Origin of the sequence: Acinetobacter johnsonii ANC 3681 (assembly GCF_000368805.1) — a bacterium.
In the GTDB taxonomy this organism is placed as follows: domain Bacteria; phylum Pseudomonadota; class Gammaproteobacteria; order Pseudomonadales; family Moraxellaceae; genus Acinetobacter; species Acinetobacter johnsonii.
Genome location: NZ_KB849705.1, coordinates 944,618 through 968,335, shown reverse-complemented (window position 1 = coordinate 968,335; position 23,718 = coordinate 944,618). Strand labels below are relative to the sequence as shown.

At 41.1% G+C, this 23,718-nt stretch carries 24 protein-coding genes; 16 read left to right on the top strand and 8 right to left on the bottom strand.

Going from position 1 to position 23,718, the window contains the following annotated elements:
- Positions 1–41: 41 nt before the first annotated feature.
- The gene (gatC, locus tag F946_RS08855) at positions 42–356 is read right to left on the bottom strand and encodes an Asp-tRNA(Asn)/Glu-tRNA(Gln) amidotransferase subunit GatC (RefSeq protein ID WP_004694671.1); all 315 of its coding nucleotides are present in this window, start codon (positions 354–356) and stop codon (positions 42–44) included.
- Between the two features lie 133 nt (positions 357–489).
- Between gatC and F946_RS08850 the strand changes: the two genes are divergently transcribed.
- The 6 genes from F946_RS08850 to F946_RS17275 all read left to right on the top strand — a co-directional run bounded on the left by F946_RS08850 (position 490) and on the right by F946_RS17275 (position 5,239).
- Complete coding sequence (locus tag F946_RS08850; protein ID WP_004694670.1) at positions 490–1,536, top strand: rod shape-determining protein; 1,047 nt, start codon at positions 490–492, stop codon at positions 1,534–1,536.
- Positions 1,537–1,551: 15 nt separating this feature from the next.
- Positions 1,552–2,409 (top strand): rod shape-determining protein MreC, encoded by an 858-nt coding sequence (mreC, locus tag F946_RS08845; protein ID WP_004694667.1) that lies wholly within the window; start codon positions 1,552–1,554, stop codon positions 2,407–2,409.
- Positions 2,396–2,887, top strand: a complete 492-nt coding sequence (gene mreD / locus F946_RS08840) for a rod shape-determining protein MreD (protein WP_004981340.1) — start codon at positions 2,396–2,398, stop codon at positions 2,885–2,887. The genes mreC and mreD overlap by 14 nt, the downstream gene beginning before the upstream one ends.
- On the top strand, positions 2,875–3,441 hold the full coding sequence (locus F946_RS08835) for a Maf family nucleotide pyrophosphatase (protein ID WP_004981338.1): 567 nt from the start codon (positions 2,875–2,877) through the stop codon (positions 3,439–3,441). Before mreD ends, F946_RS08835 begins: the two co-directional genes overlap by 13 nt.
- Positions 3,442–3,479: 38 nt before the next feature.
- Positions 3,480–4,934 carry a ribonuclease G gene (gene rng, locus F946_RS08830; RefSeq protein WP_004981336.1) on the top strand — a complete coding sequence of 485 codons (1,455 nt, stop codon included), beginning with the start codon at positions 3,480–3,482 and terminating at the stop codon, positions 4,932–4,934.
- Between the two features lie 131 nt (positions 4,935–5,065).
- The gene (locus F946_RS17275) at positions 5,066–5,239 is read left to right on the top strand and encodes a PA1571 family protein (protein WP_004981331.1); all 174 of its coding nucleotides are present in this window, start codon (positions 5,066–5,068) and stop codon (positions 5,237–5,239) included.
- A 63-nt stretch (positions 5,240–5,302) separates the two neighbouring features.
- On the opposite strand, the gene F946_RS08825 is transcribed toward F946_RS17275, so the two are convergent.
- Both F946_RS08825 and F946_RS08820 read right to left on the bottom strand, forming a co-directional pair.
- The gene (locus F946_RS08825) at positions 5,303–6,682 is read right to left on the bottom strand and encodes a WS/DGAT/MGAT family O-acyltransferase (RefSeq protein ID WP_004981328.1); all 1,380 of its coding nucleotides are present in this window, start codon (positions 6,680–6,682) and stop codon (positions 5,303–5,305) included.
- A gap of 161 nt (positions 6,683–6,843) precedes the next feature.
- Entirely contained in the window at positions 6,844–7,578 is a 735-nt protein-coding gene (locus F946_RS08820) for a phosphoadenylyl-sulfate reductase (RefSeq protein WP_004981327.1), read from the bottom strand.
- 202 nt (positions 7,579–7,780) lie between these two features.
- On the opposite strand from F946_RS08820, the gene thrH reads away from it, so the two are divergent.
- The gene (gene thrH, locus F946_RS08815; RefSeq protein ID WP_004981325.1) at positions 7,781–8,398 is read left to right on the top strand and encodes a bifunctional phosphoserine phosphatase/homoserine phosphotransferase ThrH; all 618 of its coding nucleotides are present in this window, start codon (positions 7,781–7,783) and stop codon (positions 8,396–8,398) included.
- Positions 8,399–8,476: 78 nt separating this feature from the next.
- On the opposite strand, the gene F946_RS08810 is transcribed toward thrH, so the two are convergent.
- Both F946_RS08810 and F946_RS08805 read right to left on the bottom strand, forming a co-directional pair.
- Complete coding sequence (locus tag F946_RS08810) at positions 8,477–9,715, bottom strand: OmpP1/FadL family transporter (RefSeq protein WP_004981323.1); 1,239 nt, start codon at positions 9,713–9,715, stop codon at positions 8,477–8,479.
- 329 nt (positions 9,716–10,044) lie between these two features.
- Entirely contained in the window at positions 10,045–11,376 is a 1,332-nt protein-coding gene (locus tag F946_RS08805) for an OmpP1/FadL family transporter (protein ID WP_004981322.1), read from the bottom strand.
- A 706-nt stretch (positions 11,377–12,082) separates the two neighbouring features.
- Here F946_RS08805 and F946_RS08800 point away from each other — a divergent pair.
- Entirely contained in the window at positions 12,083–12,838 is a 756-nt protein-coding gene (locus tag F946_RS08800; RefSeq protein WP_004981320.1) for a hypothetical protein, read from the top strand.
- Between the two features lie 168 nt (positions 12,839–13,006).
- Here F946_RS08800 and F946_RS08795 read toward each other — a convergent pair whose 3' ends face one another.
- Entirely contained in the window at positions 13,007–14,026 is a 1,020-nt protein-coding gene (locus F946_RS08795; RefSeq protein ID WP_004981319.1) for an AraC family transcriptional regulator, read from the bottom strand.
- A 153-nt stretch (positions 14,027–14,179) separates the two neighbouring features.
- On the opposite strand from F946_RS08795, the gene F946_RS08790 reads away from it, so the two are divergent.
- From F946_RS08790 to F946_RS08755, 8 genes are all read left to right on the top strand, one after another.
- Positions 14,180–15,625, top strand: a complete 1,446-nt coding sequence (locus F946_RS08790; RefSeq protein WP_004981316.1) for a coniferyl aldehyde dehydrogenase — start codon at positions 14,180–14,182, stop codon at positions 15,623–15,625.
- Positions 15,626–15,739: 114 nt separating this feature from the next.
- Complete coding sequence (locus tag F946_RS08785; RefSeq protein ID WP_004981314.1) at positions 15,740–17,458, top strand: GMC oxidoreductase; 1,719 nt, start codon at positions 15,740–15,742, stop codon at positions 17,456–17,458.
- 485 nt (positions 17,459–17,943) lie between these two features.
- Positions 17,944–18,378, top strand: a complete 435-nt coding sequence (gene arsC, locus F946_RS08780; protein ID WP_004981312.1) for an arsenate reductase (glutaredoxin) — start codon at positions 17,944–17,946, stop codon at positions 18,376–18,378.
- Between the two features lie 57 nt (positions 18,379–18,435).
- Positions 18,436–18,756 (top strand): metalloregulator ArsR/SmtB family transcription factor, encoded by a 321-nt coding sequence (locus F946_RS08775; protein WP_004981310.1) that lies wholly within the window; start codon positions 18,436–18,438, stop codon positions 18,754–18,756.
- Between the two features lie 6 nt (positions 18,757–18,762).
- The gene (locus F946_RS08770; RefSeq protein WP_004981307.1) at positions 18,763–19,236 is read left to right on the top strand and encodes an arsenate reductase ArsC; all 474 of its coding nucleotides are present in this window, start codon (positions 18,763–18,765) and stop codon (positions 19,234–19,236) included.
- A gap of 7 nt (positions 19,237–19,243) precedes the next feature.
- On the top strand, positions 19,244–20,311 hold the full coding sequence (gene arsB, locus F946_RS08765) for an ACR3 family arsenite efflux transporter (RefSeq protein ID WP_004981305.1): 1,068 nt from the start codon (positions 19,244–19,246) through the stop codon (positions 20,309–20,311).
- Positions 20,312–20,316: 5 nt separating this feature from the next.
- Positions 20,317–21,021 (top strand): arsenical resistance protein ArsH, encoded by a 705-nt coding sequence (gene arsH, locus F946_RS08760; protein ID WP_004981302.1) that lies wholly within the window; start codon positions 20,317–20,319, stop codon positions 21,019–21,021.
- A gap of 153 nt (positions 21,022–21,174) precedes the next feature.
- Positions 21,175–22,242 (top strand): ArsO family NAD(P)H-dependent flavin-containing monooxygenase, encoded by a 1,068-nt coding sequence (locus F946_RS08755; RefSeq protein ID WP_004981301.1) that lies wholly within the window; start codon positions 21,175–21,177, stop codon positions 22,240–22,242.
- 239 nt (positions 22,243–22,481) lie between these two features.
- Here the strand turns inward: F946_RS08755 and F946_RS08750 are convergent, their stop codons facing one another.
- Together F946_RS08750 and maiA are read right to left on the bottom strand one after the other, a co-directional pair.
- On the bottom strand, positions 22,482–23,057 hold the full coding sequence (locus F946_RS08750; RefSeq protein WP_004981298.1) for a VOC family protein: 576 nt from the start codon (positions 23,055–23,057) through the stop codon (positions 22,482–22,484).
- Positions 23,058–23,078: 21 nt separating this feature from the next.
- On the bottom strand, positions 23,079–23,717 hold the full coding sequence (gene maiA / locus F946_RS08745; protein WP_004981296.1) for a maleylacetoacetate isomerase: 639 nt from the start codon (positions 23,715–23,717) through the stop codon (positions 23,079–23,081).
- Between the last annotated feature and the right edge of the window lies 1 nt (position 23,718).

The window sequence follows — 23,718 nt, the reverse complement described above, 5'->3', positions numbered from 1 at the left end:
TACGTTAATTTTTACAAAATAATGGTTTAACTGAATAGAAATTATTCAATCACGCGAGGAACTAGGTACAAACCGTCTTGCACTTGCGGTGCAATGGCTTGATATTCATCACGATGATTGGTTTCTGAAACCACATCTTCACGTAAGGGTTGTGGGTGATCAAATGGGCTTTTAAGCGGCTCAACACCATCGGTGTCGATGCCTTTTAAGGTTTCCATCATGCCTAAAATTTTATTTAGACTTTGAGCATATTCAGCAGATTGCGTATCATCTAGCGACAATCGAGCAAGATTGGCGATTGCTGAAACTGTTTGTGCATTTAAATCTGCAGAATGCTGTGCATCCGATGTAGACATAACATCACCTGAGTCAGTATTAAAAAATTTCAAAATATCGTGCGTTATAATAAGCGATTGACTTGTTCAAATCATCACATTTAGTTAAAGTTGCCACCTTGCGTCCACATAAAGTTTAATCGAGAACGTCTCCGTGATTCTAAAAAGACTAATTGGCTTGTTTTCGCCCGATCTAGCCATTGATTTAGGTACAGCAAATACACTTATTTATGCACCAGGACGAGGCATTATATTAAATGAACCGACAGTTGTGGCAATTCGTCACAGTGGTTCACAAAAAATCGTTGCCGCGGTAGGTCTTGATGCAAAGCAAATGCTGGGCCGTACACCTGCAAATATCTCTGCCATTCGTCCAATGAAGGATGGCGTGATTGCCGATTTTGAAGTGACCGAAACCATGCTGAACCAATTTATTGGTAAAGTACATGAAAAACGTCTGTTCCCACCTGCACCTCGTGTTGTGGTGTGTGTGCCTTGCAAATCAACTTTGGTTGAGCGTCGTGCTATTCGTGAAGCTGTATTTAATGCAGGCGCGCGTGATGTTCGTTTGATTGAAGAACCAATGGCTGCTGCAATTGGTGCAGGTATGCCAGTTGAACAAGCATGCGGCTCTATGGTGGTCGATGTTGGTGGCGGTACAACTGAAATTGCGATTATTTCGCTGCAAGGTTGTGTCTATGCTGACTCACTACGTATTGGTGGTGATGTATTTGATGAACAAATCATTAACTACGTACGTAAAGCACATGGTTGCGTGATTGGTGAAACTACTGCTGAAATTATCAAGAAAGAAGTGGGTATGGCTTTACCAGAAGCCGATGCCAAAGCACTTGAAATTGAAGTTCGCGGCCGTAACCTTGCTGAAGGTGTGCCACGTGCGATCACTGTGACTTCGGACGAAATTACGCAAGCGATTTCTGATCCATTACAAAGTATTGTTTCAGCTGTGAAATCTGCACTTGAGCAAACGCCTCCTGAGCTGTCTTCAGACATCGCTGAGCGCGGTATAGTGTTGACTGGTGGTGGTGCATTACTGCGTAACCTCGATAAACTTCTTGCGCAAGAAACAGGCTTACCTGTGGTGGTTGCAGAAGATCCTCTAACTTGTGTCACTCGTGGTGGTGGTAAAGTTTTAGAATTCTTCGATAATCCAAATCACGACATGTTATTTGTAGGCTAATAAAGGAATCGGCGGGTGCAAACAAATCTGTTTTCCAGACAACCGCCATCTTTTCGCTCATTTATCATTGCAGTGATCACATGTTTGGTCGTGCTGTTTTTTAACTGGCGCATGCCGCATGTGATTCAACCTGCAAGAGATGTCTTGTATGCCGCTTATAATCCAATTTATGCCGTAGCAAGTTATCCCGTGTTATCGCGAGAGTGGCTGAATCAACAAACCAAGTCTGAAGCTCAATTGCGTCGTGAAAATACCGCGATGCAAGCTGAGTTATTGCAGGCGCAGGTGCGTTTACAAAAATTATCTGAATTATCTGCGGAAAATACGCGTTTACGCGGTTTGTTAGATACCCCGTTGATCATTGATGGTCGTATGGAGATTGCAGAAGTCATAGGGACAGATGCCGATCCACTGCGTCATATTATTGTGGTAAACCGTGGTGCCAATAGTCAGTTAAAAGTCGGGCAAACCGTGCTCGATGACAAAGGTATTATGGGACAGATTATTAATGTCTATCCGCATAGTAGTCGCGTCATGTTGCTTTCAGATAAAGAACATTCTCTTTCGGTTCGCTTAGAGCGGTCTGGAATGCGTGCCATTGTTTCAGGGACTGGAGATTTGGGGCATTTGAAAATGGAATACGTGCCGACCAGTGCCGAAATCAAAGTGGGTGAAAAAGTGTATAGCTCTGGTTTAGGTGAGCATTTTCCAGCAGGTTATCTGGTGGGCACCATTTCAAAAATCAGTCGTCATAATTCAGGCGAGTTTGCTCAAATTGATGTTGTTCCTGCTGCGCAGTTAGCGGGTGGGCATCATGTCGTTGTGTTATTTTCCGATTCTTTAGCGATGGAGCAACCGCATGCCGATCGCTAAACTTCGTGCTGCCAAACAGCGTGACCCGTTATTTCCGATCATTTTTTCGGTGATCATTGCTTCAGTGTTGATGGTTTATCCCTTGTCTTATGCGATCTCTGGTTGGCGTCCACTGTTTATGATGATGGTGATGCTGTTTTGGGTGTTGTGCCAACCGACATGGAGCGGAATCTGGTTTGCCTTTGCAGTCGGGATTTTCACCGATTTACTGCTCGATACACCTTTGGGCTTAAACGCGCTCAGCTTTGTCCTGATTACATTTGTGTCCCGTTTTTTAACGCGTGAACGTCGAATTATGACCTTTGCTAATATTTGGGTCATCGCCACCTTGGCTGTGGTCGCGCATCTGTTTATTACGTGGATCGCACAAATTATGATTGGGGCACAGTTTTCCCTTGCACGTCATTGGCAACCGCTATTGAGTAGTGTGCTGACTTTCCCGATGGTCTATTTCATGTTGAAGAAATGGCGCGTTTAATTTTAGCGTCCAGTTCGCCCCGTCGCCGTGAGCTGCTTGAGCAGCTCGGTCTAGTCTTTGATATCTATAGTCCAGATATTGATGAATCTGTACAAGCAGGCGAGTCGGTAGCTCATTATGTGGAGCGACTGGCATGTGCCAAAGCTGAGGCAGTGCAGCTTCAATATCCTGATGCAATTGTGATTGCTGCCGATACCAGTTTAGGGGTTGATCAAGAGATTTTAGGAAAACCTGAATCTAAGCAGCATGCATTTGAAATGTGGGAAAAAATTTCTGGCCGTAAGCATGATGTATATACTGCGGTTTGTGTCCGTACAAATACGCAAATTTCAAGTATAGTAGTTCGTACTGAAGTCGAATTTCAGCATTTGAGCCTGAATGATATGGAAGCATATTGGGCTACATCTGAACCTCTTGGCAAGGCGGGAGCCTACGCCATACAAGGCATTGCAGCACGTTATATTCCACGTATAGAGGGAAGCTATAGCAATGTCGTGGGGCTACCGTTGCATGAAACGGTACAGTTATTACAGGCAGTTAAGGCACTAAATTAACTGTCTCAAAAGATTTTTTATAATGTTTTGAGTTTGTTATGTCTGACGAGTTATTAATTAACGTCACGCCTATGGAATGTCGCGTCGCGTTAATTGAAAACGGCACGGTCAATGAATTATTTATTGAGCGTACGGTGAAACGTGGTTTAGTAGGCAATATTTATAAAGGTAAAGTGGTGCGTGTTCTTCCGGGAATGCAGGCTGCTTTTGTTGATATTGGACTGTCACGAACTGCTTTTTTACATATTAATGATATGGTTTGGTCACGTAATCAACCCACCCCGAATGTTTTTGAGCTCTTACAGCCAGGACAAATTCTTACTGTTCAAGTCATGAAGGACATGCTGGGCACCAAAGGGGCTCGGCTTTCAACTGATCTTTCCATTCCTTCGCGCTATTTAGTGATGATGCCTTATGGCAATCATACGGGTGTGTCTCAACGCATTGAGTCTGAAGCCGAGCGTGATCGTTTACGTTCGATGATTGAGCGTATTCAAGCGGAACATAAACTTCCGGGTTCAGTGATTGTTCGTACAGCCGCTGATGGGATTGCGGAAGCTGCCATTGCGCAAGACATGGCTTATTTGGCAAAACTTTGGGAATTTATTCAGCGCAAGCAGATCAGTATTGCAGTGCCATCGTTAATTTTTGAAGAACTGCCTTTACCCCAGCGCATTATTCGCGATCTTGCGAGTGAAAAGACCGCTAAAATTTCAGTCGACTCGCGTGAAATACATGGCAAGCTCCAAGAGTTTGTAGAAGAATTTGTCCCGAATATCAAAGAACGTCTCATTCACTATCCGGGTGAGCGCCCAATTTTTGACTTGTATAATGTCGAAGAAGACATTCAAAGAGCATTGCAGACGCGTGTTGCGTTGAAGTCCGGTGGTTATTTGATGATTGACCAGACTGAAGCTATGACGACTATTGATGTCAATACAGGCTCATATGTGGGTGGTCGCTCTTTAGAAGACACCGTGTTTAAAACCAATATGGAAGCGACACAGGTCATTGCGCGTCAGCTGAGACTACGCAATTTAGGCGGTATTATTATTATCGACTTTATTGACATGCAAGAGCAGGAGCATCGAACTGAGGTCATGACTCAGTTTGAACGGATGCTTGAGCAGGACCATGCAAAAACCAAAATTACACAGGTTTCTGAGTTAGGTTTAGTCGAAATGACGCGTAAACGTACACGTGAATCATTAGAGCACTTATTATGTGAATCTTGTCCGACCTGTCAGGGACGGGGTTATGTGAAAACAGCTGAGTCTGTATGTTACGAAATCTTTCGAGAAATCATGAGATATACACGTGCGTATCAATCTCAGACTGGCTTTACTGTCGTTGCGCATCCATCAGTGATTGACCGTTTGTTAACTGCAGAAGCCCCAGCAGTCGCTGATTTAGAGCATTTCATTGGTCGTGTGATTAAATTTCAGGTGGAAAATTTATATACGCAAGAGCAATACGATATCATTCTGAGCTGAAATTGTAACAATATATAGTTAAATAGTTGTTACAACTGAAATTTTACTTTCGATCTTAGATTTTTAATACTAGAAACACGGAAATAGCCAAAGCTTATTCTCCCAAATAGGTTTAGCAAATGAGGTGTGATATGGGTGTTAGAGAAGCAATTATTCAACCTAGTTTGAAACATTTATTAGATACGAAAGTAACGCATAATGCGTATATCGTGGATGATCAGGGTAAAGAAGTACAAATTACAACTGCCATGATTCGTACTGCGTGTCATCAATTATTAAAACAATGTCGTAGCATTAAAAACTAAGGGGCTTATCGAAGCCCCTTAGTTTTATTGACTATTCTTGTATTTCTGATTCGTTCTGCGGTATCAACTGACCGCTTGCAACTTTGGGCCTTCGACGCCCACAATCGCTTCAAAGCGTTGAATCTCTTCTTCTAAATGTGTAAGTAGATTCTGCATCTTCGGCAGTGCATTTCGACAAGCCGTCAAACCAACTTCAAGTTTATCTAAATAACTGGTCATGGTGATGTTGAGTGCCTGACCATCCAAAATGATTGAGGCAGGGTATAGTGCATCGAGTCGTGCACCATTCCAATACAATGGCTCACGTGGGCCTGGGACATTTGAAATCACCAGATTAAACGCTTGGCGTTTAGGCAGTAAGCCTGAGGCAATGTTGAGCCCAGCTGCACTATAAACAAAGGCACTATAGTTCAAAATTTGGTTTGAATTCATGCGTTTAAATTTTTCTTTGGCATTTTGCACACTACGACGAACAATTGCGAGGCGCTCTAATGGATCTTCTTTATGCGTGCCTAAATTTGCCAAAATCATGGTGATACGATTTGACATAGATGAATCGTCATCGCGAACAGAGGCAGGTACCATCGCAATTAAAGGCTTTTTAGGAAGTGCGTCTTGGGACAACAAATATTCGCGTAATGCACCTGAACAAATTGCCAGTACGATGTCATTAATCGTGACTCCCAAACTTTTAGAAATATGACGTAAACGGTCAAACTCAAAAGATTGTGCTGCAAAACGACGCGAAGAGCTAACCCGCTGGTTAAGAATAGAGCTAGGCGCTTGGAAGCTTGAAACATAATCAGGATTACGTCCCATATCTTTCATGATTGTTTGTGACAACTCATACATGACACGTGGTGTCGACTCAAGTTGCCCCATTACGCCATTCATAATTTTCTTAAAGCGACTGACGTTGGGTTCTTTTAAGCGTTTCGCACGAGGACCTTCAACACACCATGGTGGCACAATACTCTTTGCATTTGGATCTTGTGATAATGATTTTTCCACCAAACGCATACCTGCAATACCATCCACCATCGCATGGTGAATTTTAAAGTACATGGCAAAACGATTCCCTTCAATCCCTTCAATGATATGACAGGTCCATAATGGTTTAGCGCGGTCAATTAAACTACTGTGTTCTTGTGAAATATAGGTGAGCAGTTCAAGAATACGCCCCGGTTGTGGGAGTGCGATATGACGAAAATGGTGATCAAGATCAAACTCTTCATCTTCATCCCAAAATAAACCGTTGAGTTTGTTGTTAAATGGAGGAATAGGAATGGATTTTGAATTACGAATATCAGCAACTAAATTTTGAATGAAGCTGGAAGGTGCATTTTCAGGAATCTGGAATAGGAATAATCCACCGACATGCATGGGTTGCTGGCGTTTTTCAAGTGATAAAAAAATAAAGTCAATCGGATGTAATGGACGCATAGTCTGGATTGCCTCACTGCAATATCTGACCGCTCCTATATGAGCAATCTTGTTAGAATTATAGAACTTACCGTTAGTATATCGATTTTTTTTAACAATGGGAGCGCTTTGTGTGTATCCATTGGTTGCGAAAAACCACTGCTTTGCAGTGGTTTTAGTCTTTACTTTTTCAAATTACCTGCATGCAGGCCACATTCTTTGTGAGTCGCTTCCTCCCACCACCAACGTCCTTCACGTTCATGTTGGTTTGGTAACACTGGACGCGTACATGGTTCACAGCCAATAGAAATAAAACCGCGCTCATGCAATGGATTATAAGGTACCTCCATCATGCGGATGTAACTCCACACATCGGCACTTGACCAGTTGGCAAGGGGATTGTATTTAATTAACTGTTTACCTTCTCCTGAAAAACCAACATCTGACTGAACAACTGGAATTTCAGTTCGTGTGCCCGGACTTTGGTCTTTACGCTGTCCCGTAATCCAACCATCTAAAGTCGCCAATTTTTTACGTAAAGGCTGAACTTTACGGATACCACAACACTCTTTATGATCATCTTGATAAAAGCTGAATAAACCTTTTTCATTGACCAGTTGTTGAACGGCGTCTGCTTCTGGGAAACAAATTTCGATATTAATGTTGTAGTGTTTACGTACAGTCTCGATAAATTGATAGGTTTCTGCATGTAAACGTCCAGTGTCTAAGCTAAAGACACGAAAGGGTTTACCTAAGTTAGCAGCCATATCAATAAGTACGACATCTTCTGCACCTGAAAACGAGATGGCAATTTCGCCAGCTTGATTTAGTGCAAGTGCTAAAATTTCACTTGGAGATTTATCAGCATATTCAGCTGCGAGAGCATCAACAAGATCAATAGTTGGAATGGTTGTCATGAGTATCCTGGCAATAGGCTTGGAATCTAACAAGACCTATATTACGTTATTTGCTGCGTATTTTAATAGAGTTGAAATAAGCCACTTATCACTAAAAAATAAATGCTTATGAAAAAAATAGATTTAAAAAACAGCAATGCATTAGACAAATATTAAGCTATGATAGTTCAAAATTTTTCCACGTAAATAAAAGGGAGTATTCATGGAAGTTGTTTGCCTTGATCTAGAAGGGGTGTTAGTTCCAGAGATTTGGATTAACTTTGCTAAAAAAACAGGCATTAAAGCGCTTGAAGCAACCACACGTGATATTCCTGATTATGATGTGCTCATGACACAGCGTTTGAATATATTAAAAGAACATGGTTTAGGTTTAAATGATATTCAAGAAGTGATTGCTGAAATGGGCCCATTTCCAGGCGCAAAAGAATTTGTTGAATGGTTACGTACACACTTTCAGCTGATTATTTTATCAGATACTTTCTATGAGTTTGCACATCCATTAATGAAACAACTGGGCTGGCCAACGATTTTTTGCCATAAGTTAGAAACTGATGAAAAGGGTATGATTACAGCCTATAAGCTGCGCCAACCTGACCAAAAACGTGAAGCAGTTAAAGGATTGCATGGACTAAATTACCGTGTTATTGCCGCAGGTGATTCTTATAATGACACCACTATGCTGGGTGAGGCGGATAAAGGCTTTTTGTTTGATGCACCAGAAAATGTGATTAAAGAATTCCCACAATTCCCTGCAATTTATGGTTATGAAGCTTTAAAAGAGGCAATTCGTAATGCCTCAGTTCGTGATATTCCGGCTTAAAACAAACAGCTATATCTACGAAAACATAAAGGCGCATCTCAATAGATGCGCCTTTTTTATTGGATATTATGCTACGGTTTAGAATTTATAACCGATATTTAAACCATAAGCGATCGCATCGTTATTAGTGAATTTTCCAGCATTCGAGTGGGCACCTGTTACAGCATCAGCATCGCCTAACCAAAAGTACTTCACGCCAGCGCCAATAAAGTAGTTTTCTGCTGGAGAAAAACGAACACCTGTACCTACACTCCAAAAACCTTCTGTTGGGCCAAGTGTTGTCACCGGGTTACCTGCACCAGAATCCCAACCTACTGACACATTGCCACCCCAGCGCTCGTTAAATTTGCGACCTACACCAACGGTTGCAGAAATTTGATCTTCTTTATAGTCAATCAGATTAAAGCCATTTGGTTTATTAATCGTTGGGTTTTGGCCAACGACTTTTGAAAGCTTAGCAAAGTTATACGGTTGTACTTTGAAGTTTGACCAATCGACCCAACGTATATTTGCGAAAGCAACGGTATTGGCCATAATACCGGTTTGGAAATCAATATTGACAGATTGTGGCGTGGTTAACTTAGTTTCGCCAGATGATGCATTTAAGGCTGTCATTAATTGATTGAGTTGAGCAGATTGGCCAGGTGCGCCAGGGATTGAAATATATCCAGCTGCGCCAAAATTTTCTGAAGCATTCATTTTATGCTCGATTTCTGAGCGATAAGTTACTGATGCTTTAAGCGCGATTTCTGGAATTTGATACGCAACACCTGCTAACCAACCTACAGATTCATCTTCGCCAGTTCTAAAGTCGTAACCGTTGAATACGCTATAAGTTGTACCGCGAAGTAAAACTGTACCATCTACAGTTTGGTATACCGCACCTGCATAAAGATTCCAGTTTTCGTTCGGTTGATATCCAAAAAGTAAATTCAAGTTCTGAGTATCGACAGTAACAGATGTCCCACCTTGAAATGGAACTGGGCGGTTTTCTACAAAAGTGCTATTACCTGAGTATTCTGCGTCTGCACCGAAAGGTTGATCGTAAATCAGACCAACAGAGAAATGATCCGTTGCTTGAATTTTTAGAGCAGCGTGAGGGAAGTAGTAGTCACTTGCCATGTCACCCGTTTGGTTGCCACTTGTATCTTTTCCTTTTACTTCAGGGTCAAGGACTGAAATACCTGCTTCAAAATAATTGCCGGGTTGAAGGAAAGCAGCAATAGATTGGCCTGAGCGATCAAGGCCTGCAGCAAATACTGAAGTTGTTGGGATTAAGCTGAGCAAAATAGCCGAGCGAAGAGCTGTAAGCTTCATAGGGAACATTCCTTGTTGTAGCTTTATGTAAGTGATTGGCACGAAAAGTAACATAAATACAAAAAGAGTAAATGCTCAACTACGGTTGTAAAATGAACTGAAAAGTTAAAAAATATACTTGTGTAGAGTAAAAACACTAAAAAAAAATATTAATTTTATGATTTATATAGATTTATTTTTAGCTGCTGAGTGGCTGATTGAATATTATGCAAAATGTTTAAGTGTTTATTTGTTGCACAAATGAATCACAAGTGTATAAAAAAGAGTGTAGATGTCATTGTTGAAAATGAAAAAACCATCTTTACAGATGGTTTTTTCAGTATTAATAATTAGAACTTGTAACCGATTTTTAAGCCATAAGCTAAAGCATTGTTATCTTCAAACTCTGCTACATAATCAGAGCCACCTGCTTGAGCACCAGTTTGAGCTTTAGCATCGCCTAACCAGAAGTATTTTACACCGCCGGCGATGAAGGTTGCTGGCGTTGGGCTATATTGAACACCCAAACCAACGTTCCAATAGCCTTCTGTTGGACCAAGCGTTGATACAGGGTTACCTGCGCCAGAGTCCCAACCTACAGAAACGTTACCCGCCCATTGGTCATTTAATTTACGACCTACACCTACGTTTGCAGACCATTGGTCATCGGTATATTCTACTAGAGAAAAACCATTTGGACGATTGACCAAAGGTCCAACAGCTTCAGCAGCTTTTCCAAATTTATAAGGTGTGATTGAGAAGTCTTTCCAATTTACCCAGCGTACATTTGCAAATGCTACAGTATTCGCCATGATGCCTGTTTGGAAGTCTAGATTCACAGATTGAGGTGTTGTAATTTTAGTTTTGCCATCAGCTGAATTAGCTGCTGCAAAACCACCAATTGCTTGTGAAATAGCAGGTAATAATGCAGGTGGTACAATACCACCCAACATTGGTGCTGCATTTGCTAATGGCGTTGCTAAACTCAGATTTTCATTCGCAACAAATTCATGATCAATTTCAGAACGGTATGTTACAGAAGCTTTTAATGCAATTTCAGGAATCTGAAATGCTGCACCAGCTAACCAACCTGCGGCAGAATCTTCTTTAATGTTCGCATCATAACCATTGAACACGCTATAAGCTGAACCACGTAATGAAACATGACCTTTAATTGTTTGATATACACCACCACCATAAATATTAAAGTTTTCAGTAGGCTGGAAACCAAAAATCATAGAAATGTTTTGTGTATCCACTTCAACTGAAGTACTACCTGTAGTGGTACCACCAATCATTGATGTTGTAACAGGTAGTGAGCTTAGTACTCGATCTGTTGGAGCTGCAACAAAATTATTAGTGCCAGTATATTCAGCATCTGCACCAAAAGGTTGGTCGTAAAGCAGACCAAAAGAGAATTTATCAGTAAGTTGGAATTTTAGTGCGGCACTAGGGAAATAGTAATCGCCCGCCATATCACCAATTTGACGATTTGTTGTGCTTGTGCCAGCTTCCTGTCCAGATACATCTGGATCTAATACAGAAATACCTGCTTCAAAGTAATTACCAGGTTGCAAGAATGCAGAGATTGACTGACCTGAACGATCTAGAGCAGCGGCAAATGCCCCGGTCATTGGTACAGTTGCTAAAATCATTGCTGTCGTTAATGTCTTTAATTTCATTCTACGTCTTTCCTTGAGGTGCAAATGCAAATGTTTGTTGCTCATTTTGTGTTTATGTTTTTTGGCTTTTGGAGAAGTCGGTTAACCGAAATCATTTGTTACTCCGTGTCACAAAAATAGCACAATTAAAATAAGAGTAAATGCTCTAGATATAACTAATCAGTTCAAAAAGTAATCACAATAGAGTTTTTATACTAAAAAAATACGTTTTTATAACTTAAGTTAATGAAAAATATAAGTATATAATTTGAAATATAAAATTTATTTTTTGGTTAAAAATTACTCAATTAAGCATGGGAATAAATCCTTTTTGTGATGCGTATCACTGTTTTTCTTTGCTGTTTTATAATACAAAATTATATTTTGTAGATCATTTATCGATTATTTTTATTTAGAAGATCAAGTTATTGTTTTTTACATGATTAATATTGTCTACAGCAACAATGATAATTGTTGCGGTTATATTGCGTTGTGTTATAAAAAACATATAAAAGTTGAATTAAATATTAAGAGCAAAAATCCTTAGTTTTAAATACGGATGAACGAGGTGCGATAGGCATTAAGCTGTGTAATCAGCTCCCAATCTTGACTTAAATAAGCTGTAGTCTTGTTATACCGTTAAAGCATAATTTATTAAAAAATTAGAGTTTTAGTTTGCTATCGCTCTACTGTGAACCATAAATGATTATAAGGATGCGATGAATATATGAATAATTTTAATCTCAAGCATAGACCAATAAAAAGCTTACTTTCTCTGAGTGTTTTGGGGCTTTTAGGGATATCTCAGGCTTATGCCGACGATGGTGCAGATTTGGCCCAACAGTTATCAAATCCTGTCGCGAACTTGGTCAGTGTGCCATTTCAATTAAATTATGATGAAAACATTGGTGCGGCTGAAAACATAGAGCGTTACCAACTCAATATTCAGCCCGTTATCCCGATTGAGTTAAATGAAAATTGGAATCTGATCTCTCGTACTGTATTACCTGTAAATTATCAAATTTATAATGAAGACGGGCGTGATGATGATTGGGGCGTGGGTGACATTGTACAAAATTTATTCTTTTCTCCTTCAAAAACATCGGACAGTGGGATTACATGGGGCGTAGGTCCTGCCTTTCTATTTCCAACCGCTTCTGAAAAGGCCTTGGGTGCGGATCAATACGGTGCTGGCCCGACTTTTGTCGTTTTGAAGCAAAGTCACGGTTGGACATTTGGTGCATTGGCAAACCATATTTGGGGAGTAGAGCATGAAGATGATGCTGAGGCGATCAGTAGTACCTTTGTGCAACCTTTTATTAGTTACACTTATCCAAATAGTACGACGGTGGCATTGAATACTGAAACGACATATGACTGGAATGCAGAAGAAGCCACAGTTCCTGTCAATCTGACTGTGACCAAAGTGATTCGCCTAAATGGTCAGGCGATTAGTGGGTGGTGGTGCTCGATATTGGGTTGATGATACTGACGGCAGCCCGAAAGGTTGGGGGGCGCGTTTGGTTGCATCCTTTGTTTTCCCGAAATAATCAATTGAGTCTGTATTGATTAGAGTGACATTCAACGGATTTAAACTATATGCTTGAATCCGTTGAGTACTTTTTCTTTAACAAAGTAGTAAAAGCAGAAGTCATACAATATGGCTTCGACTTTTGTCTCTTAACTCGGTTGGAGGAACGCCAAACCAGCTTTTAAAGTTGCGACTGAAAATAGATAACTCTGCATAGCCCAACTGTAGAGCAATATCCGTCAAATTCACATTGCCTGCATCAAGCATACGAAGTGCTTCTTTTTTTCGGACATTTTCGAGTATATCTCGATAGGTTGTTCCTTGCATTTTTAAAGCGCGCTGAAGCTTTTTCGGATGCATGCCCATACACAGCGCGATATTTTCAATGCTGCAGTCTCCTGTCGCCATTAGCATGCGGACTGAACTCTCTATCAGTGCGGTATTGTTTTCAGTTTTGGTGCTGCTTTGTGTTTCAAGCTGCTGTACGATTAGTTGATTAATGGCATCTTCATTAAAGTTATAGGGTTTATAGCTTAAAAAGCTTGCGGGAAAATAAAGCGCATCCTCATCGGTTTCAAATTCCACTGGACATGAAAAATGTGCTTGGAACGTTTGGGCACCTTTTTGTGGTGCTTTTTGCTTGAAGCAAATTTTTTCTGCATGCCACTGTGGACCAATCAAATCTTTTAAAATATTCGCGACAAGGCAAATGGCCAGTTGTGATTTTTGTGGTACATCGGTGTTGTATTCACTTAATCGAACAAAGTTCAGCTTACAGAGCAGAGCATTATGTTGCGAGACGTGGAAGACAATGCCTTCAGCATGTAAATAGACATATTTTTGCGCCACGCTTAAGGCTTCAAGTATGGTCGTTTGTCGGGACATGTAGACGCCAATCAAACCGATTGTGCTAATATTTTGGAGTGCACCGAGTTTTAAACCGAAGCAATCATCCTGACAGGCTAAGGCCGCTTTTTCCAATAAATTTAAATAATGATCGTAATGAATAAATGAATCTGGATCACGGAGTAAAGCAGGTAAAATCCCGATCTCTTTCAAGATTTCTATAGGGTTGATGCCATAACTACGGACTAAGTCTTCAAAACCGCCGAGGCTGGCTGCACGAATATAACTTCCCATCACAACATTCCGTGTTGTCCTAAAAGATCAATTTAGTGTCCTAAAAAGTCAAGCATAATTCAAGCCATTTGTTAAAGTAGGATAAGAGATTATCTCAACCAACATAGAAAAGAAGTATTAAATCACCATTTTTAGCCGTGAAAGGAAAAGCATATGCAACTTACGGTTCAGCCTCATGTCGAGCAAGCAGTAATAGAACAGACACTACATGATTGTTTTCAATTGCAGCGCAAAAGCTTTCATCAACAAGGCATTGAAACGATTGCCCAACGCAAGCAACATTTACTGAATTTAAAAGCGCTGATTAATGATCACCGTGAAGCAATTATTGAAGCCCTGAGTCGCGATTATGGCAATCGTTCACGCCATGAAACCTTACTGGCAGAAATTATTACGGTCACAGATGATATTAACGGCAGCATCAAACACTTGAAACAGTGGACTAAAGTACAAAAAAGACATGTCGATCATAGCTTGTATTTTGGTGCGAAGAACCGCGTAATTCCTCAGCCACTGGGGGTGATTGGAATTATTGTGCCGTGGAATTTCCCCATCAATTTGATGTTTTCACAGTTGTCAGCCGTGTTTGCTGCGGGAAATACCGCTATGGTCAAAATGTCTGAAAATTCAAGACATTTGGCTGAATTGCTAATTGAGTTAAGTCCAAAATACTTCAAAGCGGAAAAATTACAGATTTTCGATGAGACTGGTGAAGTGGGCATCGCGTTTTCAAAACTACCGTTTGATCACTTGATGTTTACTGGCTCTGGTGCGACAGGGCGTAAAGTCATGGCTGCCGCAGCACAAAACTTGACGCCAGTGACTTTAGAGTTGGGTGGTAAATCTCCTGCGGTGATTGACCCTGAATACCCTATTGAGAAAGCTGTAGAACGCATTATGTTTGTGAAACAGTTTAATGCGGGACAGATTTGTACCAATGTCGATTATTTATTTGTACATGAGTCGAAGTTACAAGCGTTTATTCAAGCGTCAGCAGCGTGGGTTCAGGAACATGTACCTGATATTCATAGCAAAGATTATACTTCTGTGATTGATGAGCGTGCATTTCAGCGCTTAGTGCATAGCTTGGCAGATGCTGAAGCCAAAGGGGCCAGTTTGATTAATTTAAATCAGCAAGAGCCTGATGCGGCGACACGAAAATTTCCACTGACTTTGGTGTTGAACAGTAATGATGAGATGGAAATTGATACGCGTGAAACCTTTGGCCCGATCTTAATGGTCAAAACCTACCAGAAGCCTGAAGAGGTAGTGGACTATATTGTGCAGCGTGATCGTCCATTGGCCTTTTATCCATTTAGCAATAACAAAAGCCTAGTTGAATTTTATATCAGCAGAGTTATGTCCGGCGGGGTTTCGGTCAATGATGCCTTATTTCATGTCGGGCAACATGACTTACCATTTGGTGGGGTCGGTGCCAGCGGGATGGGGCACTATCATGGTTATGAAGGCTTTTTGACTTTTTCCAAAATGCGTCCTGTGTTTTATCAGGCGGGTTTTTCGAGCTTGAAGTTTCTCACGCCGCCTTACGGAAAATTTGCCAATTGGCTGTTGAATTTATTGATCCGCATAAAGTCATAAGTGCCTAAATTTTAAAACCTCAACATCACTTTTCACTTCAAGATGGATATTTTGAAGTGAAGGGGTTGGTGTATTTAAAAACAGAAAAATAAGACTATTAAAGGAGTTAGTAGGATGAATAATAAAGATTTTGATTATGATCAAATCGTGATTGGCTCAGGCTTTGGGGGATCGGTCAGTGCGTTACGTCTCAGTGAAAAAGGCTATAAAGTCCTGATTTTGGAGAAAGGCTTACGCCGTGAAGACAAGGATTTTCCAACCACCAATTTAGACACCAAAAACTATTTGTGGCGTCCTGAACTGGGATTCAGAGGTACGATGCAATTTACTTTCACCAGTAAAACCACCATTTTGCATGGGGTAGGCGTTGGTGGGGGCTCACAAATTTATGCCAATGTACATTTAATTCCACCGGATGCAGTTTTTGAGTCCGAGGCATGGACCAAGATTCGTAAAGACTGGAAAGAAACCTTAAAGCCGTTTTATGGTCTCGCTCAACGTATGTTGGGTACAGCGAATAATACTTATACCAATATTGCAGACGACACGTTAAAAGAAGTTGCGAGTGAAATTGGATATGCAAATTCATTTAAAACGGTGAATACGGGGGTCTTCTTTTCGCAAGTAGCTGGTCAAGAAGGACAAATAGCGAAAGATCCGTATTTCAATGGAGATGGACCAGATCGTAACTCCTGTATTTATTGTGGCAGCTGTATGTTGGGCTGTCGTAATAATGCCAAAAATACCCTCATGAAAAATTACCTGTATTTTGCTGAGCGTAATGGCGTTGAAATTCGTCCAAGTTCAGAAGTGGTGAAAATTACACCATTGAATGAAGATGGTCGCGCAGGTTACGAAGTAATAGTCAAAGAAACCCTTGGGAAACAAGTTCGTCAGTATAGTTTGCGCAGTCGTGGGGTGGTGTTATCTGCAGGGGTGATGGGTACAGTGCCATTGCTATTAAAAATGCGTGATCAGCATAAGACTTTACCCAATATTTCTTCATTGCTGGGACAGGAAGTTCGGACGAATTCGGAAACCCTGACCACAGTAAACAACACAGGAAAAAAACTGGATGATGGGGTGGCAATCAGCTCTTTTATTTCAGTCGATGCAGATACCAATATTGAGGTCACACGTTTCCCTGAAGGTGCAGATGCTTCATGGATTTATATTCCATATGTGCCGATGGTGACTGGTCAGGGCTTTATGCGCTTTATGAAGTTTGTATTCACTACACTGTTGCATCCCTTAAAAACCTTTAAAGTACTGCGTTATAAGGGTAAAGCCAAAGATTCGATCATTTTATTGGTAATGCAGAAGTCTGAAGCATTCATTCATTTTGAATGGCGTAGAAAGTGGTATCGATTATTCCAGAATAGTATCACTGCCGTGCAAAAAGAAGGGGACACGCCACTCACCGTTTCATTCCCTGCGGCTGAAGAAGCCACTAAAATGATTGCACAAAAGTTAGGTGGAGAACCGGGTTCTGCACTCACCGAAATTTTACTGGGAACGCCAACGACAGCACATATTATGAGTGGTGTTGCGATGGGCAATGACAAGTCGAATGGCGTTGTGGACTTCACTGGTCAAGTCTTTGGTTATCAAAATTTACGCGTATTAGATGGTTCGATTGTACCTGGAAATTTAGGTGTGAATCCCTCACTGACCATTACCGCACTGTCTGAATTTGCGATGAGTCAAATCCCAGTGTTCTCCGCAGAGCGGGCAGCAAAGATTCAGCGTATCGAATTTAGTCAGCCTTTGGACGGACAGGTGTCTGACTTGAAGGGTACTGGTGATTTAGCCAGTGCATTAAGTAATGCTTAAAAAAGTGGATATGGTTTGGGCTGGTGATGGTGCCTAATACGGCAAATTTGACATCCGAAGCAATACAATCTTGAGATCATTATCCCTCTAACGCTGTATGACAGTGTTAGAGGGCGTTGCTGATTTGATGGGCTATAATTCAGAAATTCCTAAGCTAAGAAGAGAGCAAAAGCTGTCTTACCTTTTTTACCGATCAATGAGTAATTGGCGGGCATTACTGAGTCTATTCGTAAACCCAAAAGCCATAGTTTATTTTTTCTTGTTATAAAATATGACTAGTAAAATCAAAATAATAACTAAGATCAAAGTAATCATGACTGTTTCCATAGTTTGACCTCTAAATCTTATATTTTATCTAATTTTAACATGCTCATTTGATCACTATATATTCAAAATAGATCATTTTTCATTCTTTAAATATGGAGTTGCATATATATGATTATTCATATATAAATATATGTAAAGATTCCATTGAGTTTGAGTAAATGACTGCTACTCCAAAAGTGAAGATCTATCACAATCCTGAATGTGGTACATCACGTAATACATTGGCGTTAATTCTTAATGCCAATATTGAACCTGAAGTGATTGAGTACCTTGTAACACCTCCATCTAAAAATGAACTGATTCAAATGATCGCGGATGCAGGTTTAACGGTGCGAGAGGCGATTCGTAAGAATGTTGATCCATATATAGATTTAGGAATTGACAATGAAGACTGGACCGAAGACCAATTATTGTGCTTTATGCTTCAGTATCCAATTTTAATTAACCGTCCATTCGTGGTCACTGAACGAGGAACTCGTTTAAGTCGTCCTTCTGAAATTGTGCTGGAGATTTTGCCTTTACCGCAAAAGGGTGCTTTCACTAAAGAAGACGGTGAGCAAGTGATTGATGCGAATGGGCAGAGATTGAAATAAAAATTTCATGGATATATGTGAATATTGATATATCCATATGTTTGAGTGAGTAAAAATATGGATCAAATCAATTTCTTTAAATGTTTGGCTGATGAAACGCGATTCAACATTGTTATGTTGGTTCTTGGGAATAATGAACAGTGTGTTTGTGATTTGACTGAAAAATTACAGCTGAGCCAACCCAAGATTTCACGGCATTTAGCCTTACTGCGTTCTTCGGGTCTCTTACAAGATCGACGTCAAGGACAATGGGTCTATTACAGTCTCAATCCCAATTTACCTACTTGGTGTATAGACGTACTTAACACCCTTAAAAATGCTGATTTACAGCCAAAAGTTGCTCCATCATTTCAACAAATCAATAGTTATTGCGAGTAGAACAATATGAAATTCCTTTTTTTGTGTACTGGAAATAGTTGCCGTAGCATTTTATCTGAAGTGCTTTTTAACAGCCGTGCGCCTGAAGGTTGGAAAGCTTACAGTGCAGGTAGCAAACCATCTGGACAGGTGCATCCACTGACGATTGAAACCTTGGAAAACCTAGGTCTTTCAACTGAAGGTTTGTGGAGTAAAACGATTGATGACTGCGAACAATACCAACCTGACGTTGTGATTACCGTCTGTGATTCGGCAGCACAAGAAGCATGTCCACTGTATTTAGGTGGTGCAATCAAAGCACATTGGGGGTTGGCTGATCCTTCACATTTGGATTTACCTAAAGAAGAAAAGCTCAAAGCATTCCAAGTGACTGTAGACCATATCAATCGTCGCTTAGATGCGTTATTTGCACTGGATACAGCGCACATGTCTCGTCCTGAATTGATTGCTGCAATCAATCACATCTCAGATATTGAATGAGAACATCATGGCTCAACAAAGATTATCTTTTTTAGATCGTAACCTGACGCTATGGATTTTTATTGCTATGGCGTTGGGAATTGCGATAGGCGTGTTCTTTCCGCAAGCTTCTGTCGCTTTGGACAAAATGAGTGTGGATTCAGTCAATATCCCGATTGCGATTGCGATTGCGATTGCGATTGCGATTGGTTTGATTTTGATGATGTACCCACCATTAGCCAAAGTGGATTATGCAGCGCTACCACAAGTGTTTAAAGACAAAAAAACCTTAACTTTGTCTTTGGTGCAGAACTGGCTGATAGCACCTGTTCTGATGTTTGCCTTAGCCATCATTTTTCTACACAGCTATCCAGAGTATATGACAGGCTTAATCCTGATAGGACTGGCTCGTTGTATTGCGATGGTCTTGGTGTGGAACGGTTTGGCCTGTGGGGATAACCAATATGTTGCTGCATTGGTGGCATTTAACAGTATCTTCCAAATTTTATTTTTCAGTACCTATGCTTGGTTGTTCTTGACCTTCTTACCACCTTATTTCGGTGTTGCAGGGCAAGTGATTAATGTCGATTTCTGGACCATTACCCATGCGGTACTGGTGTACTTAGGGATTCCATTTTTCTTTGGCTTTATGACGCGATTCACTCTAGTAAAAGCTAAAGGTCTGGATTGGTATCAAAATGTCTTCTTACCTAAGATCAGTCCACTGAGTTTGTTGGCTTTATTATTCACGATTGTGGCGATGTTTAGTCTCAAAGGGAATGATGTGGTGAGCTTGCCACTCGATGTCTTGCGTATTGCCATTCCATTGACCATTTACTTTATCGTGATGTTCTTCATCAGCTTTTTTATGAGCAAGTGGATGGGGAATGACTATCCTAAAACCACAGCAATTTCTTTTACTGCTGCGGGGAATAACTTTGAATTGGCGCTGGCTGTCGCGATTGCAACCTTTGGTTTAGCTTCACCTGTGGCGTTTACCACGGTAATCGGGCCATTGGTTGAAGTACCAGTGTTGATTGCTTTAGTCAGTGTGTCTTTGTGGCTTAGAAAAAAGCTTTTTAAAGCAGAGGTGTAATTTCTATGACTCTCCCAAATGTAGATATGAATCTTCTCGATCAACCGACTTTAGAAAAAGTACAGGCCAAAGGACTGGATCATCCACCCCGTATTTTGCTGCTGTATGGTTCTAACCGTGAGCGTTCATACAGCCGATTGGCGGTGATGGAAGCAGGGCGTATCTTGGAGCAGTTTGGTGCCGAAGTAAAAATTTTTCATCCTAAGGGCTTGCCCTTACCTGAAGATGCGGATATGGAACATCCAAAAGCCAAAGAACTACATGAGCTTTTGGCTTGGGCAGAAGGGATGGTGTGGTGCTCGCCTGAGCGTCATGGCTCCATGAGTTCAATCTTTAAATCGCAAATTGACTGGATACCATTGGCAGGTGGTGCAATTCGTGCAACCCAAGGCAAGACTTTGGCGCTCATGCAAGTCAGTGGTGGATCGCAGTCCTTTAACAGCCTAAACCAGATGCGTATTTTAGGTCGTTGGATGCGGATGATCACCATTCCAAACCAATCGTCTATTCCCAAAGCTTTTTTAGAGTTTGAAGAAGATGGCAGGATGAAACCTTCAGCCTTTTATGATCGAATTGTCGATGTCATGGAGGAGCTGTATAAATTCACGCTACTGACGCGTGGGCAAAGTCAGTACCTCACAGACCGTTATTCAGAGCGAAAAGAGTCGGCAGAAGAATTATCTAAGCGTGTCAATCAACGGAGTTTATAAATTCTAGATGATCAAAGATGTTGAAAAGCAGCTTGAGCAATTGAAAAGCCCAATTACAGATTTGATCAATTTTTAAAATTCGCTCAGTTTGTTGAATAGACTGGGCTTTTTAATTTTGAATATGGCTTAACTATAGCAAATGGGAGAGTGGCTTTGGCACAACTACAAGCACAAGTCGATGTGATTATTATTGGTGGTGGTCAGTCGGCACTTGCTACAGCTTATTTCCTCAAACGTAAAAAAGTGCCATTTGTGATTTTAGATGATCAAACGCAGGCAGGTGGAGCATGGCTGCATGCTTGGCAGTCGCTACGCCTTTTTTCACCGCATACATGGAGTTCGTTGTCAGGTTGGATGATGCCAACGACTGAACACACCTACCCAACGCGAAATGAAGTGATCGAGTATTTGTCGGCATACGAGCAACGCTATCAATTTCCGACCATTCGGCCAGTCCATGTCGATCATATTGAACAAGAAGATGACTATTTAGATGTGTATGCTGGAGATCAATATTGGCGGGCAAAGGCTGTGGTCAGTGCAACAGGTACATGGAGCCAGCCTCATATTCCTAATGATATTGGACGTGAGAAATTTAAAGGAATACAGCTTCATTCAGCGGACTATGTCAATGCAAAACCTTTTAAGAATAAGAAAGTCATCGTTGTAGGTGGAGGAAACTCAGGCGCACAAATTCTTGCCGAAGTTTCAAAAGTGGCAGAAACGACTTGGGTCACGACGACAGCACCAGCATTTTTATCGGATGAGGTGGATGGGCGAGTCTTGTTTCTTCGGGCAACGGAGCGTTTAAAAGCACAACAGAAAGGTCGGAGTTTAGAACAGCTCGCAGGTGGATTTGGAGATATTGTCATGATTGACAGTGTCAAAGAGGCAAGAACACGAGGAGTTTTGCACAGTCGAGAGCCTTTTGTAGCATTTACTGAGCATTCAGTTGTTTGGGCTGATGGTTCAACTCAAGCGGTAGATGCTGTCATTTGGTGTACAGGATTTAACCCTGCACTTAATCATTTAAGAGGTCTTGGTGTGGTAGAGCCTGATCAAACGGTTGCTGTTCATAATGGGCGTTCAATGAAAGTAAATAACTTATGGTTGGTTGGCTATAGTGAGTGGACAGGCATGGCATCGGCGACTTTAATTGGAGTGTCCAGAACAGCAAGAGCTGCGGCAGATGAAATTGCTGCCTATTTGACTGGTGCTTAAACCTATAAGTTTAAAGGGATGCATAGACAGGTTTCATGCATGAACAATTCGATTCGATTCGATACGGATGAGGACTGAGATAGGATTCGCCGTGCAATTAAGTTATTCTAAGTTTCTAATTAAAATAAGAAAACCTATCTATTTACATCAGAAAAGCAGCCGAGGCTGCTTTGAGTTTTTTATATCATGGTTGAAGTTGCTTCTAAAGGCACTCCCCATCAGCGCAACTTCCGCCAGACTTAAGCGTCTGCTTTGGCAGTACGAGAGTTATGGCTTAATTCATCTGCATGTAGGAAATGCGTATGCTGCGGTGCGCGTTTGGTTTTGCTCCATTCTTCCAGCATGTCATATTTCATTTGTTCAGTAATCATGGCAATTTTTTGTGGCGCTTTTTCATCGTCATAGGCCAGTTCCAAGCGATGGCCATTTGGATCAAAGAAATAAATTGAGTGGAAAATACCATGATTGGTAATGCCCAGAACTTCTATGCCATTGGCTTCTAGGTGTTCTTTAGCATCAATCAGTGCCTGACGGTCTTTGACTTTGAGTGCAATGTGCTGCACCCATTTTGGGGTGTTTTCATCGCGGCCCATTTCAGGCTGGGTTGGCAGTTCAAAGAAAGCCAGAACATTACCATTTCCTGCGTCTAGGAATAGGTGCATATAGGGATCAAAGGCTTTGGTTGAAGGTACATGGTCTTCAGCAAAGGCGAGAATGAAATCCATATTTAGGTTTTTTTTGTACCATTCCACCGTTTCTTTGGCATCTTTACAACGGTAGGCCACGTGGTGGATTTTTTCAATTTGAATGGTCATTTTTATATCCTTATAAAAAACTTAAGCGGCTTCAGGCTGCATTTCAGGTGCAGCGTGTTGAAAGGCTTCTAAAGTGTTGCAATGGGTGTAAATCGAACAAATTTTTGGATAGTCCGATAAATCAAGATTAAAACGTAGAGCGTTATAGACTTGTGGAATCAGGCAGCAGTCCGCTAGGGTAGGCTGATTGCCAAAACAGAATTTACCATTTGACTGTTCCAGTTGTGCTTCAAGGGCTTTAAAGCCCGTTAAAACCCAATGTTTATACCAAGCCGTTTTCTGCGTATCACTTATTTCCAATGTACCCGTCAGATACTGAAGTACCCGTAGGTTGTTGAGCGGATGGATATCGCAGGCAATACTTAAACTAAATGCACGGATCAAAGAACGCTGCTGCAAGTCTTGAGGGAGCAGGGCTATGTCTGGGAATTTTTCTTCTAAATATTCAAGAATACTTAGCGATTGAGTCAGAACAAAATCTTGCTCTACCCATGTGGGCACCAGCTCACTAGGATTGAGCTGACGGTAGCTTTCACTATGCTGCTCGCCGCCATTATTGACTAAGTGCACAGGTACATGTTCAGCAGCCAGACCTTTTAAATTCAAGGCAATACGAACTCGGTAAGCCGCAGAACTACGAAAATAGGTATACAGTTTCATC

What these genes read in the sequence shown, in the direction of transcription:
- gatC (WP_004694671.1), bottom strand. Translation starts at nt 356, where the DNA reads ATGTCTACATCGGATGCACAGCATTCTGCAGATTTAAATGCACAAACA.
- mreD (WP_004981340.1), top strand. Translation starts at nt 2,396, where the DNA reads ATGCCGATCGCTAAACTTCGTGCTGCCAAACAGCGTGACCCGTTATTT.
- F946_RS08835 (WP_004981338.1), top strand. Translation starts at nt 2,875, where the DNA reads ATGGCGCGTTTAATTTTAGCGTCCAGTTCGCCCCGTCGCCGTGAGCTG.
- rng (WP_004981336.1), top strand. Translation starts at nt 3,480, where the DNA reads ATGTCTGACGAGTTATTAATTAACGTCACGCCTATGGAATGTCGCGTC.
- F946_RS17275 (WP_004981331.1), top strand. Translation starts at nt 5,066, where the DNA reads ATGGGTGTTAGAGAAGCAATTATTCAACCTAGTTTGAAACATTTATTA.
- F946_RS08825 (WP_004981328.1), bottom strand. Translation starts at nt 6,682, where the DNA reads ATGCGTCCATTACATCCGATTGACTTTATTTTTTTATCACTTGAAAAA.
- F946_RS08820 (WP_004981327.1), bottom strand. Translation starts at nt 7,578, where the DNA reads ATGACAACCATTCCAACTATTGATCTTGTTGATGCTCTCGCAGCTGAA.
- thrH (WP_004981325.1), top strand. Translation starts at nt 7,781, where the DNA reads ATGGAAGTTGTTTGCCTTGATCTAGAAGGGGTGTTAGTTCCAGAGATT.
- F946_RS08810 (WP_004981323.1), bottom strand. Translation starts at nt 9,715, where the DNA reads ATGAAGCTTACAGCTCTTCGCTCGGCTATTTTGCTCAGCTTAATCCCA.
- F946_RS08805 (WP_004981322.1), bottom strand. Translation starts at nt 11,376, where the DNA reads ATGAAATTAAAGACATTAACGACAGCAATGATTTTAGCAACTGTACCA.
- F946_RS08800 (WP_004981320.1), top strand. Translation starts at nt 12,083, where the DNA reads ATGAATAATTTTAATCTCAAGCATAGACCAATAAAAAGCTTACTTTCT.
- F946_RS08795 (WP_004981319.1), bottom strand. Translation starts at nt 14,026, where the DNA reads ATGGGAAGTTATATTCGTGCAGCCAGCCTCGGCGGTTTTGAAGACTTA.
- F946_RS08790 (WP_004981316.1), top strand. Translation starts at nt 14,180, where the DNA reads ATGCAACTTACGGTTCAGCCTCATGTCGAGCAAGCAGTAATAGAACAG.
- F946_RS08785 (WP_004981314.1), top strand. Translation starts at nt 15,740, where the DNA reads ATGAATAATAAAGATTTTGATTATGATCAAATCGTGATTGGCTCAGGC.
- arsC (WP_004981312.1), top strand. Translation starts at nt 17,944, where the DNA reads ATGACTGCTACTCCAAAAGTGAAGATCTATCACAATCCTGAATGTGGT.
- F946_RS08775 (WP_004981310.1), top strand. Translation starts at nt 18,436, where the DNA reads ATGGATCAAATCAATTTCTTTAAATGTTTGGCTGATGAAACGCGATTC.
- F946_RS08770 (WP_004981307.1), top strand. Translation starts at nt 18,763, where the DNA reads ATGAAATTCCTTTTTTTGTGTACTGGAAATAGTTGCCGTAGCATTTTA.
- arsB (WP_004981305.1), top strand. Translation starts at nt 19,244, where the DNA reads ATGGCTCAACAAAGATTATCTTTTTTAGATCGTAACCTGACGCTATGG.
- arsH (WP_004981302.1), top strand. Translation starts at nt 20,317, where the DNA reads ATGACTCTCCCAAATGTAGATATGAATCTTCTCGATCAACCGACTTTA.
- F946_RS08750 (WP_004981298.1), bottom strand. Translation starts at nt 23,057, where the DNA reads ATGACCATTCAAATTGAAAAAATCCACCACGTGGCCTACCGTTGTAAA.
- maiA (WP_004981296.1), bottom strand. Translation starts at nt 23,717, where the DNA reads ATGAAACTGTATACCTATTTTCGTAGTTCTGCGGCTTACCGAGTTCGT.